This window comes from Vibrio sp. THAF64 (genome assembly GCF_009363455.1).
Lineage (GTDB): Bacteria > Pseudomonadota > Gammaproteobacteria > Enterobacterales > Vibrionaceae > Vibrio > Vibrio coralliilyticus.
In genome coordinates, this window is record NZ_CP045355.1 from 983,423 (window position 1) to 1,001,271 (window position 17,849).

At 45.7% G+C, this 17,849-nt stretch carries 20 protein-coding genes; all 20 read left to right on the forward strand.

Features of this window, described 5'->3' with window-relative positions:
* Positions 1 to 4: 4 nt before the first annotated feature.
* The 20 genes from flhF to ccmI all read left to right on the forward strand — a co-directional run bounded on the left by flhF (position 5) and on the right by ccmI (position 17,812).
* Positions 5 to 1,486, forward strand: a complete 1,482-nt coding sequence (gene flhF / locus FIU99_RS04495) for a flagellar biosynthesis protein FlhF (RefSeq protein WP_006959445.1) — start codon at positions 5 to 7, stop codon at positions 1,484 to 1,486.
* Positions 1,487 to 1,499: 13 nt separating this feature from the next.
* Positions 1,500 to 2,387, forward strand: coding sequence for a MinD/ParA family protein (locus FIU99_RS04500; RefSeq protein WP_019277847.1), 888 nt, complete (start codon positions 1,500 to 1,502; stop codon positions 2,385 to 2,387).
* Positions 2,380 to 3,114: an RNA polymerase sigma factor FliA gene (locus FIU99_RS04505; RefSeq protein WP_006959443.1), complete on the forward strand. Its 735-nt coding sequence runs from the start codon at positions 2,380 to 2,382 to the stop codon at positions 3,112 to 3,114. The genes FIU99_RS04500 and FIU99_RS04505 overlap by 8 nt, the downstream gene beginning before the upstream one ends.
* Positions 3,115 to 3,159: 45 nt before the next feature.
* The gene (gene cheY, locus FIU99_RS04510; protein ID WP_019277848.1) at positions 3,160 to 3,528 is read left to right on the forward strand and encodes a chemotaxis response regulator CheY; all 369 of its coding nucleotides are present in this window, start codon (positions 3,160 to 3,162) and stop codon (positions 3,526 to 3,528) included.
* 40 nt (positions 3,529 to 3,568) lie between these two features.
* Positions 3,569 to 4,288 (forward strand): protein phosphatase CheZ, encoded by a 720-nt coding sequence (locus tag FIU99_RS04515; protein ID WP_006959441.1) that lies wholly within the window; start codon positions 3,569 to 3,571, stop codon positions 4,286 to 4,288.
* A gap of 9 nt (positions 4,289 to 4,297) precedes the next feature.
* Complete coding sequence (locus FIU99_RS04520; RefSeq protein ID WP_006959440.1) at positions 4,298 to 6,592, forward strand: chemotaxis protein CheA; 2,295 nt, start codon at positions 4,298 to 4,300, stop codon at positions 6,590 to 6,592.
* Positions 6,593 to 6,616: 24 nt separating this feature from the next.
* Positions 6,617 to 7,747, forward strand: coding sequence for a chemotaxis response regulator protein-glutamate methylesterase (locus FIU99_RS04525; protein ID WP_006959439.1), 1,131 nt, complete (start codon positions 6,617 to 6,619; stop codon positions 7,745 to 7,747).
* Positions 7,748 to 7,756: 9 nt separating this feature from the next.
* A complete protein-coding gene (locus FIU99_RS04530) occupies positions 7,757 to 8,533 on the forward strand; it encodes a ParA family protein (RefSeq protein WP_006959438.1) in 777 nt (258 codons plus the stop codon).
* The gene (locus tag FIU99_RS04535; protein ID WP_006959437.1) at positions 8,526 to 9,536 is read left to right on the forward strand and encodes a chemotaxis protein CheW; all 1,011 of its coding nucleotides are present in this window, start codon (positions 8,526 to 8,528) and stop codon (positions 9,534 to 9,536) included. Before FIU99_RS04530 ends, FIU99_RS04535 begins: the two co-directional genes overlap by 8 nt.
* A 37-nt stretch (positions 9,537 to 9,573) precedes the next feature.
* On the forward strand, positions 9,574 to 10,068 hold the full coding sequence (locus FIU99_RS04540; protein WP_006959436.1) for a chemotaxis protein CheW: 495 nt from the start codon (positions 9,574 to 9,576) through the stop codon (positions 10,066 to 10,068).
* A complete protein-coding gene (locus tag FIU99_RS04545; protein WP_006959435.1) occupies positions 10,068 to 10,562 on the forward strand; it encodes a DUF2802 domain-containing protein in 495 nt (164 codons plus the stop codon). Before FIU99_RS04540 ends, FIU99_RS04545 begins: the two co-directional genes overlap by 1 nt.
* A 191-nt stretch (positions 10,563 to 10,753) precedes the next feature.
* Positions 10,754 to 11,374, forward strand: coding sequence for a cytochrome c biogenesis heme-transporting ATPase CcmA (gene ccmA, locus FIU99_RS04550; protein ID WP_006959434.1), 621 nt, complete (start codon positions 10,754 to 10,756; stop codon positions 11,372 to 11,374).
* Between the two features lie 2 nt (positions 11,375 to 11,376).
* Positions 11,377 to 12,045, forward strand: coding sequence for a heme exporter protein CcmB (gene ccmB, locus FIU99_RS04555; protein WP_006959433.1), 669 nt, complete (start codon positions 11,377 to 11,379; stop codon positions 12,043 to 12,045).
* A 117-nt stretch (positions 12,046 to 12,162) separates the two neighbouring features.
* Positions 12,163 to 12,915, forward strand: coding sequence for a heme ABC transporter permease (locus FIU99_RS04560; RefSeq protein ID WP_006959432.1), 753 nt, complete (start codon positions 12,163 to 12,165; stop codon positions 12,913 to 12,915).
* Positions 12,916 to 12,918: 3 nt separating this feature from the next.
* Positions 12,919 to 13,125: a heme exporter protein CcmD gene (gene ccmD / locus FIU99_RS04565; RefSeq protein WP_006959431.1), complete on the forward strand. Its 207-nt coding sequence runs from the start codon at positions 12,919 to 12,921 to the stop codon at positions 13,123 to 13,125.
* Entirely contained in the window at positions 13,122 to 13,607 is a 486-nt protein-coding gene (gene ccmE / locus FIU99_RS04570) for a cytochrome c maturation protein CcmE (RefSeq protein ID WP_006959430.1), read from the forward strand. The genes ccmD and ccmE overlap by 4 nt, the downstream gene beginning before the upstream one ends.
* The gene (locus FIU99_RS04575; protein WP_006959428.1) at positions 13,604 to 15,562 is read left to right on the forward strand and encodes a heme lyase CcmF/NrfE family subunit; all 1,959 of its coding nucleotides are present in this window, start codon (positions 13,604 to 13,606) and stop codon (positions 15,560 to 15,562) included. The genes ccmE and FIU99_RS04575 overlap by 4 nt, the downstream gene beginning before the upstream one ends.
* Positions 15,562 to 16,116 (forward strand): DsbE family thiol:disulfide interchange protein, encoded by a 555-nt coding sequence (locus FIU99_RS04580; protein ID WP_006959426.1) that lies wholly within the window; start codon positions 15,562 to 15,564, stop codon positions 16,114 to 16,116. The genes FIU99_RS04575 and FIU99_RS04580 overlap by 1 nt, the downstream gene beginning before the upstream one ends.
* Positions 16,113 to 16,592: a cytochrome c-type biogenesis protein gene (locus FIU99_RS04585; RefSeq protein WP_006959423.1), complete on the forward strand. Its 480-nt coding sequence runs from the start codon at positions 16,113 to 16,115 to the stop codon at positions 16,590 to 16,592. Before FIU99_RS04580 ends, FIU99_RS04585 begins: the two co-directional genes overlap by 4 nt.
* Positions 16,592 to 17,812: a c-type cytochrome biogenesis protein CcmI gene (ccmI, locus tag FIU99_RS04590; protein ID WP_006959420.1), complete on the forward strand. Its 1,221-nt coding sequence runs from the start codon at positions 16,592 to 16,594 to the stop codon at positions 17,810 to 17,812. Before FIU99_RS04585 ends, ccmI begins: the two co-directional genes overlap by 1 nt.
* Positions 17,813 to 17,849: the final 37 nt, after the last annotated feature.

Consider the following 17,849-nt stretch of genomic DNA (forward strand, 5'->3'; position numbering starts at 1 on the left):
TACTTTGAAGATTAAACGATTTTTTGCCAAAGACATGCGGACCGCCTTACTCCAAGTCAAAGGGGAGTTAGGTGATGATGCGGTTATCATGTCTAATAAAAAAGTCGCTGGTGGTGTGGAGATTGTTGCGGCGGTCGACAATGAGACAGCCGCGGCGCGCTCAGGCGCTAACTATAACTCCCAACCTCGCTACAACAACTCTCAGGCCGCTGCGAATATGAAGAGCGCGCCAGCTCCCAAGCAACGTCAGTTAGACGAAGATAGAGTGAGTCTGCAAGGTAAGGCGGACTCAGGCCGCTCCATGACGAAGCGCTTTGCTACCATGCTTAAGCAATACAGTAATGGTGCTGGAGAAGCCGATGGCAATGAGCCAGAAAGTGCGGACTCACTATCGGCATTACTTAAGAGACAATCTGCTGCTCGAGGGGATAATAACGGCGTTCAGGTACGTGAAGACTCTCCGTTAGCCCGACTCATTGCAGAAGACCGAAGCGCAGAGCGACCAGCTCCACGTCTTGACCCGACACGTTATGAACGCAGTCGTGCCGAAGAGCAGAATGTGCGCGGCGAAGATCTTGAAGATATGCGTGAAGAGATGACGTCAATTCGCCGACTTCTTGAGCATCAAGTATCTGGACTTATGTGGCAGGAAGTTGAGCGCCGCGAACCTCTTCGTGCGATGTTGATTAAACGACTTGAACGTATGGGGGTTTCTGCTGAGCTAGCGGATCAACTCGCATGTTATATTCCTGAAGATACGCCACCAACAAAAGCATGGAAAGCGTTGCTGGGTCTAGTTTCGGACCAAATTCCTATTTCCAAACAGGATATTCTTAAGCGTGGTGGCGTGGTTGCCTTACTAGGGCCTACAGGTGTGGGTAAAACGACGACGGTTGCCAAGCTTGCAGCAAGAGCTGCAATGGAGTTTGGCTCAGACAACGTCGCGTTAGTTACAACGGATACTTATCGTATCGGTGCACACGAGCAATTATCGATTTACGGTCGCATTATGGGATGTGCTGTAAAAGTTGCTAAAGATTCCAAAGAGTTAGCCGATGTAATATATCAATTGAGAAATCGTCGCCTAATTCTGGTTGATACAGCAGGTATGGGACAGCGTGATGTTCGCTTATCAGAGCAGCTTGATACGCTCATGCATGAAAGCGGTGAAGTGATTCATAGCTACCTAGTTTTACCTGCTACCGCGCAGCGAAAGGTACTGCAAGAGACCATCGACCACTTTAAGAGAATTCCACTTTCGGGTTGTATTCTCACCAAACTGGATGAGTCGTTAAGCCTAGGGGAGTTTGTCAGCGTCGTAGTACAAAACTCATTACCTGTGGCTTATATCGCGAATGGACAGCGAGTTCCAGAAGACATAGTGATAGCGCAGCCTAAGTACATGGTTGCGAAGGCAAATGAATTGTTAGAGAAGTCGACAGATGACGAACCTCACTATTGGAATAGTGAATCAGAAAGGTTCTAGGCGGCGGACGATTATGACTAAGAATATGATACAAGACCAAGCAAGCGGACTACGCCGCTTAACACAACCTTCACTGACTAAAGTAATTGCGGTTACTGGTGGTAAGGGCGGCGTGGGTAAATCAAATGTGACTTTAGGCCTGGCGATATGTATGGCGCGCCAAGGCAAAAAGGTCATGGTGCTTGATGCTGACCTTGGTTTGGCAAATGTTGATGTAATGCTGGGTATACGGTCGAAGAAAAACCTCGGCCATGTATTAGCAGGCGAATGTGACTTACAAGATGCTATTGTTGAAGGACCGTATGGAATAAAAATTATTCCGGCGACTTCTGGCACTCAGTCAATGACCGAATTGTCTCATGCGCAACATGTCGGTTTAATTCGTGCTTTTGGCAGCCTAGAAGATGAGATGGACGTGTTACTCATTGATACTGCTGCCGGGATCTCAGATATGGTAGTGAGCTTTTCACGCGCAGCTCAGGATGTGGTAGTTGTGGTTTGTGACGAACCGACTTCTATCACGGATGCATATGCTCTGATCAAACTTTTGAGTAAAGAACACCAAGTTCAACGATTTAAAATTGTTGCAAATATGGTCAGAAGCTATCGTGAAGGGAGAGAATTGTTCGCAAAGTTGACCTTGGTCACAGAGCGATTCTTGAATGTTAGCCTTGAGCTCGTAGCATGTATTCCATTGGATGATAAAGTTCGACAAGCTGTGAAAAAACAAAAGATTGTCGTGGATGCATTCCCTCGCTCGCCAGCGTCATTAGCTTTGGGATCGTTAGCAAATAAAGCGCTAACTTGGCCAATTCCTAAGACACCGAGTGGACATCTGGAGTTTTTTGTAGAACGCTTACTTCATAGAACAGAGATGTTAGAGGAACCATTTGGTGAATAAGGCATTGACCTATGACCAATACGCAAATCAAGACAGCCAGCGAGCATTTTTAGAAAAATACTCGGTGCTGGTAAAGCGCATTGCTCACCATTTGCTCGGGCGATTACCTCCGAGCGTACAGGTCGAAGACCTAATTCAAGCCGGAATGATCGGCTTATTAGAAGCTCAAAAGAACTACGACGGCAGTAAAGGCGCCAGTTTTGAAACCTATGCTGGCATTCGCATCCGTGGTGCTATGCTTGATGATATACGCCGTGGGGATTGGGTTCCCCGCTCAGTACACAAAAACAGTCGAGAAATCAGTCAGGCCATTGCGCAGTTAGAAGGTGAACTCAATCGGGACCCAACCGATGCAGAGGTCGCCAAGCGCTTAGAAATGAGCCTTGAGCAATACCACAGTGCATTAACGGATATTAACAGTTCTCGTCTCATTGGTATTGACGATTTAGGTGTGTCAGAAGATGCGATATCGCACGAAGATGCTGACGAAGAAAATATCCCTTTTCAGGGCGTCGCAGATGAATATTTTCGTACTGCACTAGTAGAATCAATTAAATCACTTCCTGAAAGAGAAGCTCTAGTACTTTCGCTTTATTATGATGAAGAGTTAAACTTGAAGGAAATCGGCGAAGTTATTGGTGTTAGCGAGTCGCGCGTTAGCCAAATACTAAGCCAATCAATGCAGCGTCTACGCACAAAGTTGAGTGTTTGGACAAATAATGACTAAAAATCACTGATATCGAACTCAGTGGAGGCAATTTTGAATAAAAACATGAAGATCCTTATTGTTGACGACTTTTCAACAATGCGCCGTATCGTTAAGAACTTACTTCGTGACTTGGGTTTCAATAATACTCAAGAAGCGGATGACGGCTTAACGGCGTTACCAATGCTTAAGAAAGGTGAGTTCGACTTTGTAGTAACAGACTGGAACATGCCTGGTATGCAAGGTATCGACCTTCTGAAGCATATTCGTGCCGACGAGGAGCTTAAGCATCTACCTGTTCTTATGATCACAGCAGAAGCGAAGCGCGAACAAATCATTGAAGCTGCGCAAGCAGGTGTTAATGGCTATATCGTTAAGCCATTTACCGCAGCTACACTAAAAGAAAAATTAGATAAAATCTTTGAGCGTTTATAAGTCAAGGAATTGACGACGTAACGCGAAAGGCCAATTCAGAATGATTTCATTAGAACAGGCAAAGCACCTCGTAGAGTTGTTAGAAAACGATCAGCAGAAAGAAGCTGACCAACTTGTCAAAGACATACACGAAGGCTCTTCTAATCCAATGCTACAGGAAATAGGCGAGCTGACGCGTGATCTTCACGAATCTATCAAGCAATTTAGCATTGATGAACGCATGAGTGAGATTGCGAACGATGAAATCCCTGATGCTAGGGACAGACTCCAGTATGTCATTGATAAGACAGAAACTGCGGCGAATAAAACCATGGATGCTGTTGACCGCTGCATGCCAATAGCAGACAACCTGCATGAAGGGTTGCTCCAGGTCCGCCCTCAGTGGAACGAATTAATGCATGGGCGTATTGAACTTGCAGAATTTAAAGCTCTGTGCCATCGCATTGATGGTCTACTTGGTGAAGTAGAAGGAGATAGCTCCGAGCTTAGAGGGCAGCTAACAGAAATTCTAATGGCGCAGGATTTTCAAGATTTGACAGGTCAAATCATTCGTAGAGTGATTACCCTCGTTAATGAAGTTGAAAAGAGACTAGTGGAAATTCTGACAGCGTTTGGCGCAAGTCAACTACAAGACGCTGCAAACGATAAGAACAAATCATCGATAGACCCAGAGGGGCCAATACTCAACCCTCATGAAAGGGAAGATGCGGTTTCATCACAAGACGAAGTCGACGACTTACTCTCAAGTCTTGGGTTTTAGAGGTAACTTATGAGCTATGAATTAGACGAAGATATTCTACAGGACTTTTTGGTTGAAGCTGGCGAGATACTAGAGCTTCTTTCTGAACAGTTGGTAGAACTAGAAAACAACCCTGACGACAAAGACCTTTTAAATGCAATATTTCGTGGTTTCCACACTGTCAAAGGCGGGGCGGGTTTCTTATCATTAACCGAACTGGTTGATACCTGCCACGGTGCTGAAAACGTGTTTGATATTTTGCGTAACGGTCAGCGTCAGGTAACAGCAAGTCTAATGGATACCATGCTGAATGCACTGGATACTGTTAACGAGCAGTTTCAGGCAGTACAGGATAGAGAGCCTCTGACTCCAGCAGACCAAGCACTGCTTGATGAGTTGCATCGTCTAAGCAAACCTCAAACTGAAGATGAAGCGGAACCTACGGCAGAAGCGCCTGCTGCTCCAGTGGTGGAAGAGCCTATTGTCGAAGAGCCTGTCGCTTCAGAACCAGTGGCAGCATCACCAGAAGCACCTAGTACGCAAGCCGTGTCCGCTGGTTCTATTGACGAAATTACACAAGATGAATTTGAAAAATTATTAGACGAGCTTCATGGTGAAGGTAGTGCACCAGGGACCTCTGAAGCCGCTGCAGCAACAGAAGCTCCGGCCGCTCCGTCTGTGCTTGATGGTGATATGAGCGGTGACATTACTGATGATGAATTTGAAAAGCTTTTAGATGAGCTACATGGTAGCGGGAAAGCTCCCGGTGAAGGTTCGGCAGCCACTCCTGCCCCGCCACCGCCGAGTAAACCTGAAACGCCTGCACCTGCAGCTGCTGCCAGTGGTGGCGATAGCGATTTAATGACAGACGCTGAGTTTGAAAAGCTACTTGATGATTTACACGGTTCAGGTAAGGGGCCTTCAGTTGAAGAGCTTGATGCAGCAACTAAGCCCGCAACACAAAATGTAGAGCAAGGCCCAGAACCTGCTAAGCCGGCTTCAGCCCAAAAAGCTGCGGCACCAGCTCCTAAGGCGGCAGCACCTGCAGCTTCAACAGTTGCATCTGCCCCAAAACCAAAAGAGAAAGCTGCACCGCCGGCTAAAAAAGAAGCTGCGCCGCCAGCGACACAAGCTAAAAAACCTCAAGCGGAAGCAACGGTTCGAGTCGATACATCAACACTAGATACCATTATGAATATGGTCGGTGAATTGGTGCTTGTTCGTAACCGACTACTAAGTTTGGGCCTCAACAGCAATGATGAAGAAATGTCAAAAGCGGTAGCGAACTTGGATGTTGTTACTGCTGATCTTCAAGGCGCTGTGATGAAAACACGCATGCAGCCCATAAAGAAGGTATTCGGTCGTTTTCCTCGTGTTGTTCGAGATTTGGCTCGTAGTCTGAAGAAAGATATTAATCTTGAGATGCGTGGTGAAGATACAGACTTGGATAAAAATCTAGTTGAAGCACTAGCGGATCCACTGATTCACTTGGTACGTAACTCTGTCGACCACGGCGTTGAAATGCCTGATGACCGAGTCAAGGCCGGTAAGCCGAGAACGGGTAAAGTTATCCTGTCTGCTTCTCAAGAGGGCGACCATATCGAATTAGCCATTGTAGATGATGGTGGTGGTATGGACCCAGATAAGCTTCGAGGCATTGCGGTCAAGCGCGGTATCATGGATGAGGATGCAGCTTCTCGCTTGACCAATAAAGAATGTTTTAACCTGATCTTTATGCCTGGCTTCTCTAGTAAAGAACAAATCTCAGACATTTCTGGTCGTGGTGTGGGTATGGATGTGGTGAAAACCGCTATTAACACCCTTAATGGCTCCATCGACATCGATTCAGAAATGGGTAAAGGAACTAAGATTACGATTAAAGTTCCGTTAACTCTGGCTATTCTTCCTACCTTGATGGTCGGTGTTGCTGGACATCCGTTTGCGCTACCACTGGCAAGCGTGAATGAAATTTTCCACCTCGACTTGAGCAGGACTAACGTCGTAGACGGTCAGTTGACTATTATCGTTCGTGAAAAATCGATTCCGTTGTTCTACTTACAGAATTGGTTAGCGCCTCAAGCTGGAGATGTAGAGCTTCGTAAAGGTCATGGGCATGTTGTGATTGTCCAGATCGGTAGCCAACGTGTTGGTTTTGTTGTGGATACCTTGATTGGGCAAGAAGAAGTGGTTATTAAACCGCTTGATAGCATGCTTCAAGGCACGCCAGGAATGGCAGGTGCAACGATTACCAGCGATGGTCATATCGCTCTAATTCTGGATGTGCCGGATTTGCTTAAGCAGTATGCAGCTGCTTCTCGAATCTAAGTCGTAGAACAAAAAAGGATTGCTATGGCGATTAAAGTTTTAGTGGTAGATGATTCGAGTTTTTTCCGTCGCCGAGTCAGTGAAATAATCAATTCAGAGCCTAGACTAGAGGTGATGGATGTTGCGACCAATGGTAAAGAAGCGGTCGAAAAAGCGATCAGATTGAAGCCAGACGTCATTACTATGGACATTGAAATGCCAGTCATGGACGGTATAACAGCCGTTCGTGAGATCATGGCAAAAAGTCCGGTTCCAATTTTGATGTTCTCTTCTTTGACTCATGATGGTGCTAAAGCAACGTTAGATGCGCTTGATGCAGGTGCATTGGACTTTTTGCCGAAGAAGTTTGAGGATATTGCACGTAACCGTGATGATGCAGTTTCTCTGTTACAGCAGCGCGTAATTCAAATCTCGTCACGCCGTACCTTTATGCGTCGCCCTGCGGCAAAACCAGCACCAACGGCTACTCCGACGGCAAGGCAACCTTCTACGTCGACAGCTCCCACGCAGCGACCGACGCGCCCAGCAGCGACCGCCTCTAAGCCGTCTTCAGCTGCGAGATTTAAAGCAAGTGGCAAAAAATACCAGCTGACTGCAATCGGAACTTCCACCGGAGGGCCTGTTGCACTACAAAAAATACTTACAAAGCTACCTGCTAACTATCCGCATCCAATCGTGTTGATTCAGCATATGCCAGCAACGTTTACGGCTGCGTTTGCGAGTCGTTTAAACTCGCTATGTAAAATTCAGGTTAAAGAAGCGGCCGATGGCGATGCGCTCAAACCAGGAGTTGCATACCTAGCGCCTGGTGGTAAACAGATGATGATTGACGGGCGCCCTGGCTCTGCAAAGTTACGTGTCATCGATGGCGGTGAGCGAATGAATTACAAGCCTTGTGTTGATGTAACCTTTGGCAGTGCAGCGAAAATCTATTCTGATCAAGTACTTTCAATGGTTCTGACTGGTATGGGAGCAGATGGAAGAGAAGGCGCTCGTATGTTGAAAAGCGCAGGCTCAACAATTTGGGCGCAAGACGAAGAGAGTTGTGTTGTCTATGGCATGCCTCAAGCTGTGGCTAAAGCGGGTATTTCCACCGAAGACTTACCATTAGAGCGCATTGCTGAGCGCATTCTGGTAGAAGTTGGCCTGTCGTAGAGGTATCGCATGATTGTTTGGAGTATTGCAAACCAGAAAGGCGGTGTTGGTAAAACGACAACGACGATCACGTTGGCTGGTTTGCTTAGCAAACAAGGAAAACGCGTTCTACTTGTAGATACGGATCCGCATGCATCTCTGACTACGTATTTAGGTTATGACTCCGACGGTGTGGCTTCAAGCCTGTTCGATCTTTTCCAACTCAAAGAGTTTAGTGAACAAAGCGTTTTACCTTTGGTCATGAAGTCAGATATTGAAGGCATTGATTTAATACCTGCCCATATGTCGCTTGCGACGCTTGACCGTGTAATGGGCAATCGCAGTGGAATGGGGTTGATCCTCAAGCGAGCTCTAATGGCAATAAAAGAGCATTATGACTATGTGCTCATTGATTGCCCGCCGATTTTAGGGGTCATGATGGTCAATGCGTTGGCTGCGAGCAATCGTATATTGATTCCAGTCCAGACAGAGTTCTTGGCGATGAAAGGCTTGGAGCGTATGGTTCGAACATTGGCGATTATGCAAAAATCGCGTAATCGTGAATTTAAAGTAACCATTGTTCCGACAATGTATGATAAGCGAACGCGAGCATCATTGCAGACATTACAGCAACTGAAGAAGGATTACCCTAATCAGGTTTGGACATCGGCTGTACCGATCGATACCAAGTTCCGAGATGCCAGTTTAAAACATCTTCCAGTTTCACATTTTGCATCGGGTAGTCGGGGTGTTTTCGCATACAAGCAACTGTTGATCTATTTAGAGAGGTTAGCAGTGGATGAGTAGCAATACTTTACTCTCAAGTGAACAAGCGCTGGATGAGTATTTTTCAGCGTTACTCGACGAATCAATTGAAATTGAAGAATTGTCAGAGGTTCCCGAAAGCGCTCCAGATACCTTACCAGCGCCGGAAGAGATGGAACTGGAGCCCGTTGTTCAGTCAGTTGAAGAGAAAAGCTACTATTCAGCACCAACTGCGGAAGTAGAAGTTCCCAATTTAGATGATGTGGAAAGACTGCTGGAACAACTGGAGTCCACCAACCCTGTTGCAGAGCTTCAGCTTGAAGAGGTGATGGAGCAAAACACGGTTCAGATTGCTGAAGCCAAAGAGGTTGCTGAAGAAGTTCAGGATTGGGAAGTTGAAGTTCCTGACTTAGACGAGCCGAAAGTTGAGGCTGAGTTGGACGCTTCTGACCTTGTTGAAGAAACCATCCAAGTAGAATCAGAAGCTGAAATTCAAATTGAAGAGCCAGAAGTTGAATTGGCAGAAGAAGCTTCTGTCGAACCTGAGACTCAAGCTGGTGGCAGCGCATTAGGTATTTGGCATTCGACTGAGCGTGACGCAGAGTTTCAGGTACTTTACTTTGATGTGAATAGCGTGACTTTTGCGGTTCCCCTAGACGAACTAGGTGGTATACACCGAATAGCGGAATTGAATCATCTGATAGGGCGTCCTGAATGGTATTTAGGCCTCCAAACAAGCCGAGAGGCTCAGCTAGATGTGGTAGACACGGCAAAGTGGGTGATGGCCGAAAAGCTGATAGATGATAGCTATAAGGATGAATATCAATACATAGTGATGCTAGATGAAAGTATGTGGGGGCTCGCTTCAACACAGCTAAAAGGAACAGAATCGCTTAATCCAGAGAAAGTCCGCTGGCGCAAAACGGCAGGGAAGCGTCCGTGGCTAGCTGGAATGGTTAAAGAAAAAATGTGTGCTTTGATCCATGTTGAAGCATTGATAGCTATGCTTAATGCAGGACTTGATGTAAAAGCCTTAGATAAATAAAACATTTATGCCGATTTAGGCTTAGAGAGGAATAGGTATGTCTCAAACTAATGAAGTCGAAGTAAGAAAAGATCAGTCCAATGACGAAGTACTTCAGTGGGTGACGTTCCAGCTAGAAGAAGAAACTTACGGTATCAACGTAATGCAGGTACGTGAAGTACTTCGCTATACAGAGATTGCTCCTGTACCGGGCGCCCCTGATTATGTTCTAGGTATTATTAATCTACGTGGTAACGTCGTAACGGTAATCGATACTCGTTCACGCTTCGGCTTGATGGAAGGTGAAATTACCGATAATACGCGCATCATTGTGATTGAATCTGAACATCAGGTGATTGGTATTCTAGTGGATAGTGTTGCGGAAGTGGTTTATTTGCGTTCTTCTGAAATTGATACCACGCCAAGTGTTGGTACTGATGAAAGTGCTAAGTTCATTCAGGGTGTGAGCAACCGCGACGGTAAGCTACTAATCTTGGTTGATCTGAACAAACTTCTGACTGACGAAGAATGGGATGAGATGGCTCACCTGTAATGGATGCAGTTGTATTTGCAAATGCTCCTGTGATCGCAGGAGCTATTGCGTTAGTTGTACTGTTGTTTGTATTGGCTCTTTTTCGAATTAAGAAAAGTCAGCGGCTAATGGCCGATCATTGGCGGCAACAGAATCGCCACCTCGATAAAGAGCTGCAGAAGGCTACAAAACAACTGCTTGAAGTACGCTCTGTGGTTGTCGGCTTAGGGCAACGAGTCAGTGAGCAACAGGATCTCATCCAGCACCTGAATGAAAGAATATCAGAACTAGAACAGGAAGATGGTGATGGTCGATTGTACTCGAGAGCCACAAAAATGGTTCAGTTAGGCGCTGACGTTAACGAGCTTATTGAAGAGTGTGAATTGCCTAAAGCTGAAGCTGAATTGATGTTATCCTTGCAAAAGAAGATTGCAGGGAAAGAGAAGATTCCTCCCCTAAGAGCTGGCAATGAACAACGAAAAACATCAGTGCGGCGAAAAAGCGCGAGAAAATAACGATTGAAAAAGGATGCAAACAGCATCCTTTTTTTGTGTTCATTTGTAACCATTTAGTGGTAGTTAAATGGGGCTGTGATAGATTATTAACAGAATCTTACCGAGTTTCGTGATTCGTATGGGGCTAATTCTATTTTGTGTGAGTACGGCTGTGGTACTATACCCGCACGAAATTTATGTAGTGAACGTTCATGTTAGAAGTATCTCAACTGACTGCCATCAGAGATGAAAGAATTCTCTTCGAATCCCTATCTTTTACTATAAATTCCGGTGAGTTAGTACAGATTGAAGGCCGAAATGGTACGGGCAAAACAACGTTGTTGCGTATCGTAACTGGGCTCGGAGATCGTGATAGTGGTGAGATTTTCTGGAACGGCGAAAATATTGAGTCAAACCGAGATGCTTATCATCAGGATCTGCTGTTTTTGGGCCATCAAACAGGTGTGAAGCGTGAGCTAACTGCTTATGAAAATTTAAGGTTCTATCTCAATATTCATTCTCGTAAGCCTGTAGGTAAAGAGACTATCTATAGCGCTTTGATGAAAGTAGGGTTAGTGGGTCGTGAAGATGTACCCGTTGCTCAGCTTTCTGCTGGACAACAACGTCGAGTTGCATTGGCCCGTTTGTGGCTGAGCGACCATAAACTTTGGATCTTGGATGAGCCGCTGACGGCGATTGATAAACAGGGAGTGAAAGTTCTGGAATCTCTCTTCCTTAGTCATGCTGAAGATGGTGGCATTGTGATACTTACAACGCATCAGGACATGTTCGCTGACAATCCAAAACTAAGAAAAATAAAACTGGGTGATTAGCTATGTTTGCAACAATGAACAGCATTATTCGACGTGAATTGCTTATAGCGTTTCGCCGTCAGGCAGACATATTCAATCCACTGTGGTTTTTCATCATAGTGATTACACTTTTCCCACTCAGTATTGGCCCAGAACCCAACCTGCTAGCTCGTATTGCTGCTGGTATTGTTTGGGTTGCGGCATTGCTGTCTGCACTGTTATCTCTTGAACGATTATTCAGGGATGACTTTCAGGATGGTTCACTGGAACAAATGATGTTAATGCCTGTCCCATTGCCTATAGTCGTGATTTCAAAAGTGATTGCACATTGGGTTTTGACAGGCTTACCGTTGATTCTGATTAGCCCTTTGCTGGCTATTTTACTTTCTCTTGATATGAATTCTTGGCTGGCTGTTGTTACAACATTACTGATAGGTACACCAACGTTGAGTTTTATAGGTGCTATTGGTGTCGCGTTGACAGTCGGTCTACAAAAAGGGGGCGTGCTACTCAGCTTGTTGGTTTTACCGCTGTACATTCCCGTATTGATCTTTGCGACCTCGGCTATTGACGCTGCTTCACTTGGAATGGCGTATAACGGTCAGCTTGCAATACTAGGGGCGATGTTTATGGGAGCTATGACACTGACACCATTTGCGATTAGTGCTGCGTTGAGAGTAAGTGTCAATTAATTGTTTTCGATCAAGCACGAAATTTCCCCCTTTCTATAAATTACAAAACTAATAATTGTCAAAAAAAAGTCCAAGAGACGTAAATAAGACAACACTGAAGTAAGAGTGAGAACGACGATGTGGAAATGGCTCCATCCTTATGCCAAGCCCGAAACCGCTTATCAGCTGTGTGGTAAGCTATTGCCCTGGTTTTCCATATTAGCCCTACTGTGTTTATCGGTAGGAACGGTATGGGGACTGGCCTTCGCCCCTTCTGACTATCAACAAGGTGATAGCTTCCGGATTATTTATATCCATGTCCCTTCTGCGATTTGGTCTATGGGTGTTTACATGTCTATGGCGATTGCTGCGTTTATTGGCTTAGTCTGGCAGGTCAAGCTGTCAGACATGGCCGCCTCTGCAATGGCTCCAATCGGTGCGGTTTATACCTTCATTGCTCTGCTTACAGGGGCTGTATGGGGTAAGCCGATGTGGGGTGCATGGTGGGTATGGGATGCACGTTTAACCTCTGAACTGATCCTCTTGTTCCTTTACCTCGGTGTCATCGCGCTTTATCACGCGTTTGATGATCAGAAAACAGCAGCCAAAGCGGCAGGTATTCTGGCGATTGTTGGTGTTGTGAACTTACCGATTATTCATTTCTCAGTAGAGTGGTGGAATACCCTACATCAGGGAGCGACTATCACTAAATTTGCAAAACCTTCCATCTCTAGCGATATGCTTTGGCCTCTATTGCTGAACATTTTCGGTTTTGCATTTTTCTTTGGTGTAGTGACGATGATTCGTCTACGCAATGAGATTATTAGCAAAGAGAGTCACCGCCCGTGGGTGATTGCTTTAGCTCAGGCTAAATCTCAGCGAGGTAACTAAACGATGCATTTTGAATCTTTGAGCGATTTTTTCGCGATGGGCGGTTATGCCGGCTATGTTTGGAGCGCTTTTGGTATCACATTCTTTTCGATGTTTGTTCTGCTTCTGGTCAGTATCCGCCGTGGTAAAAACCTGTTGAATGAAGTGCAGTCGAAGGTAGACAGGCAAGCGCGTATTGATGCGGCTAAAAATTTGGAGAACACATTATGAACCCTAGGCGAAAGAAAAGGCTGGGCATTGTCTTAGCAATTTTCATTGGTATTAGCGCTACCGTTGGTTTAATGCTTTACGCACTAAATCAGAATATGGATTTGTTCTATACACCAACAGAGTTGGTTGACGGTAAACCTGATGGCACCAAACCTGAAGTCGGCCAACGTCTACGAATTGGCGGTATGGTGGTTGAAGGTTCGGTTCGACGAGACCCTGAATCACTGCGTGTTTCTTTCGATTTGCATGATGTCGGCCCTAAGGTCACCATCGTCTATGACGGTATTCTTCCAGATCTGTTCCGTGAAGGGCAGGGCATTGTTGCTCAGGGTGTGTTGAAAGATGCGACGACCGTTGAAGCTTTTGAAGTGTTAGCAAAGCATGATGAAGAATACATGCCGCCAGAGATAGCGGAAGCGATGAAGAAAAATCACCAACCGCTTGAGTATACAGAACAACAAAAACAAGGAAGCGGTCAATGATTGCTGAAATTGGTCATTTTGCAATGATCGTTTCACTGGCAATGGCAGTGCTGTTGAGCATACTGCCGTTAGTCGGTGCGTCTCGAAATAATACTATGCTGATGAACACCGCAAGACCTCTGTCTTGGGGCATGTTCCTGCTACTTCTTTTATCTTTCTGTGTGCTGCTTTGGGCGTTCTACACCAATGACTTCACGCTCAACTATGTTGCTACCAACTCAAACAGTCAGTTACCTTGGTACTATCGCCTGACAGCGGTTTGGGGAGCACATGAAGGCTCTTTGCTTCTTTGGGTTTTGATTCAAGCCGCTTGGACAGTTGCCGTTGCGACATTTAGTCGTGGCATGCCACAAGAGTCGGTTGCTCGTGTTCTTGCTGTAATGGGCATGATTACGGTTGGATTCTTACTGTTCATCATCGTTACATCTAACCCGTTCCTACGTACCTTGCCATTCTTTCCTGTCGATGGTCGTGACTTAAACCCACTGCTTCAAGACCCAGGTTTGATTATTCACCCACCAATGCTTTACATGGGTTACGTAGGCTTCTCAGTTGCGTTCTCTTTTGCTATTGCGTCATTGATGACAGGTCGACTTGATACGGCTTGGGCTCGTTGGTCTCGACCTTGGACGACAGCGGCTTGGCTATTCCTGACTCTAGGTATTGCACTAGGTTCTTGGTGGGCGTACTACGAACTCGGCTGGGGTGGCTGGTGGTTCTGGGATCCAGTAGAAAACGCCTCCTTTATGCCTTGGCTTGCGGGTACAGCGTTAATGCACTCATTAGCTGTAACTGAAAAACGCGGCACCTTTAAAGCTTGGACTGTGCTTTTGGCAATCTCCGCGTTCTCGCTGAGTTTATTAGGTACTTTCCTAGTACGTTCGGGTATTTTGGTTTCAGTTCACGCGTTTGCATCTGATCCATCACGCGGCATGTTTATTCTCGGTTTCCTAGTGTTTGTTATTGGTGGTTCGTTACTGCTGTTCGCTCTGAAAGGGGCAACCGTTCGTGTCCGAGGTAACTTTAGCTTAGTTTCACGTGAGAATGCCCTGCTATCAAACAATGTCTTGTTGATTGCTGCTTTGGTGGTGGTTTTGGTCGGCACATTGTTACCGCTAGTTCATAAACAGATTGGCTTGGGCTCAGTGTCTATCGGTGCACCATTCTTCAATATGTTGTTTGCGTGGCTGATGATTCCTTTCTCTTTCTTGCTAGGTATCGGTCCGCTGATTCGTTGGAAACGAGATAGCTTATCAAGCTTGATCAAGCCTATGCTGGTTTCCGGTGTAGCGTCACTTGTACTTGCAGGTGTGTTTGTTTACTTGTTTGCCGATTTCTTCCAGTTTATGGCTTATTTAGGCTGGGTGATGGCGTTGTGGATTATCTTCATGCACGGTTTTGAGTTGCATGAGCGTGCGACTCACCGTCACAGTTTTTCTGTTGGTATCAAGAAACTTCAACGTAGCCACTGGGCTATGATGATGGGGCATATTGGGCTTGCTGTAAGCATCATTGGTATTGCGATGGTTCAGAACTACAGTATCGAGCGAGATGTACGTTTGGCTCCTGGTCAGCATTACAACATTCAAGGCTATGACTTCTACTTTGAAGGACTTCGTGACAAAGATGGCCCTAACTATGATGGTTATATTGCAGACTTTGAAATCACTCATAACGGCAAGTACATCAATACACTTCATGCAGAAAAACGCTTCTATCGCACTGCACGCTCGATGATGACAGAAGCTGCGATTGATCGTGGTGTGACTCGTGATTTGTATATCGCGATGGGCGAACGTCTAGACGATAACAAGTCTTGGGCAGTACGTATCTATTACAAACCGTTTGTTCGCTGGATCTGGGCTGGTTCATTGCTAATGGCTCTAGGCGGTGCTATTGCAATCAGTGACAAGCGTTATCGTTTCAGAAAAAGTGCAAAAACGCAGGAGGCATAATGAATAAGAAATTACTATTCATCCCACTGTTGGCGTTTTTGGGGTTGGTGGCAGTTTTCGCCACCCAACTTGTTAAAAACTCACATGGCGATGATCCTACCAAGCTAGAGTCGGTACTTGTCGGCAAATCGGTTCCTGAGTTTCGTCTTGAAGATCTCGCCGAGCCAGGCAAGCTTTACGATCAGTCCATCTTTAAAGGTGAGCCACTACTGCTAAACGTATGGGCGACTTGGTGTCCAACTTGTTATGCAGAGCACCAGTACCTGAATGAGTTAGCGTCGCAAGGTGTTAAGATCATTGGCATGAACTACAAAGATGAACGTGATAAAGCCGTTCAGTGGCTGAATGAACTTGGTAATCCATACCTGATCAGCTTATTCGATGGTAACGGAATGCTTGGTTTAGATTTGGGCGTATATGGTGCTCCAGAAACATTCCTTATTGATGCGCAAGGCAAAATTCGTTATCGCCATGTCGGTGATGTGAATGACCGTAACTGGAACGAAACACTGAAGCCGATGTATGAGCAAGTTCTGGCGGAGGCTGGACAATGAAAAAGATGATATTGGCTCTGTTTGCTGCGATGACTTTGTCTTTGGCAGCACATGCCACAATCCAAATCTATGAGTTTGATGACTTGGAACAAGAGCAGCAGTTCAAAGAACTCGGGAACACCCTTCGTTGTCCTAAGTGTCAAAACAATACTATCGCGGATTCCAACGCAGAGTTGGCTGTCGACTTACGTCAAAAAGTGTATGAAATGACCAAAGAAGGTAAGTCAAAACAGGAAATCGTTGATTATATGATTGCTCGTTACGGCAATTTTGTTACCTACAATCCACCATTCACAATGGCGACATCAATTTTATGGCTAGGGCCGATTTTTGTCGTGGTATTTGGCTTTGGCTTTATTGTCCTAAGAGCTCGAGCACGTAAGGTGCAACCTGAACAGGCAGAATCTTGGGATAAAGAGAAAGAAGCGCGCTTGAAAGAGCTGCTGGATAATAAGAATGATGGAGATAAGCAGTAATGACACTATTTTGGGTAGCTTCAGTCATTCTTGTGGTACTGAGCTCACTGCTGATTGCTTTGCCGATCATTAGAAAAAAAGCGAATAATGATGAAGCATTGCGTGATGAGTTAAACAAGGCGTTTTACAAAGACCGTTTATCGGAGCTCGAAGAAGAAGCCGAAGAAGGGTTAGTTGAAAACCAACAAGATCTGATCGACGATTTGAAACAATCGCTATTAGACGATATCCCGGAAGATCAGAAAGTCGAGCGTGAAAACGGCATCTCACCAATGGCAGTGCTTATTCCATCGGTTCTTTTGGTTGTAGTGTTGTCTTACACCATGTACATGAAATTCGGTGCTTCGGATGAAGTTGTGGAATGGCAGCAAGTGAGTGCAAATCTTCCTGCTTTGTCTAAAAAGCTTATGGCACCAGAAGGTACGGCATTGAGCGACGACGAAATGCAGGATCTGACTCTGGCACTTCGTACCCGTCTGCACTACCAACCTGATGATTCTACAGGCTGGTTGCTCCTTGGTCGTATTGCACTAGCCAATAGGGATGTGGAAACGGCAATTGGGTCAATGAAAAAAGCGTACAGACTTGAACCAGACAACGCAGATGTCAAATTGGGTTATGCGCAAGCTTTGATGTTGTCTCAGGATGATATCGATCAAGACAAAGCACGTAAGATTCTTGGTCAGCTGGTTCAGAGCGATTACGTTGATTTACGCGTATTCTCATTGTTAGCTTTCGATGCATATGAACGCAAAGACTACCCAGCAGCAGTTCGCTACTGGAGTGTTATGCAGCAGATGATCGGTCCGCAGGACAGTCGTTATGAGATGCTCTCTCGCAGCATTGAAAATGCTCAGAAACAAATGGGTGATCACGTTTCGAGCGGTAAATCTGTTTCTGTCTCTATCGCGTTGAGCGCTGAGGTTCAGGCTGATCCCAATTCAGCGCTGATCGTTTCAGTTCACACTGCCGATGGTTCTCCGATGCCAGTAGCTGCTGCCAGGTACCCGATGGGCTCTTTCCCAAGAACCGTTGTTTTGGATGATGGAAACAGCATGTTGCAAGACCGTAAACTGTCTTCACTTGAATCTTTGATGGTAAGAGTGCGTCTAGATAGCGATGGAAATGTGGCAACCAAACAAGGGGACTGGTTTGGAGAGAGCGAAGCCGTTAAAATGGGCGAACCTGTTGAAGTTATAATTGATAAGCAGTATCAATAGATACCCCTTATGAATGTACGAAGGCCGGTGACTACAC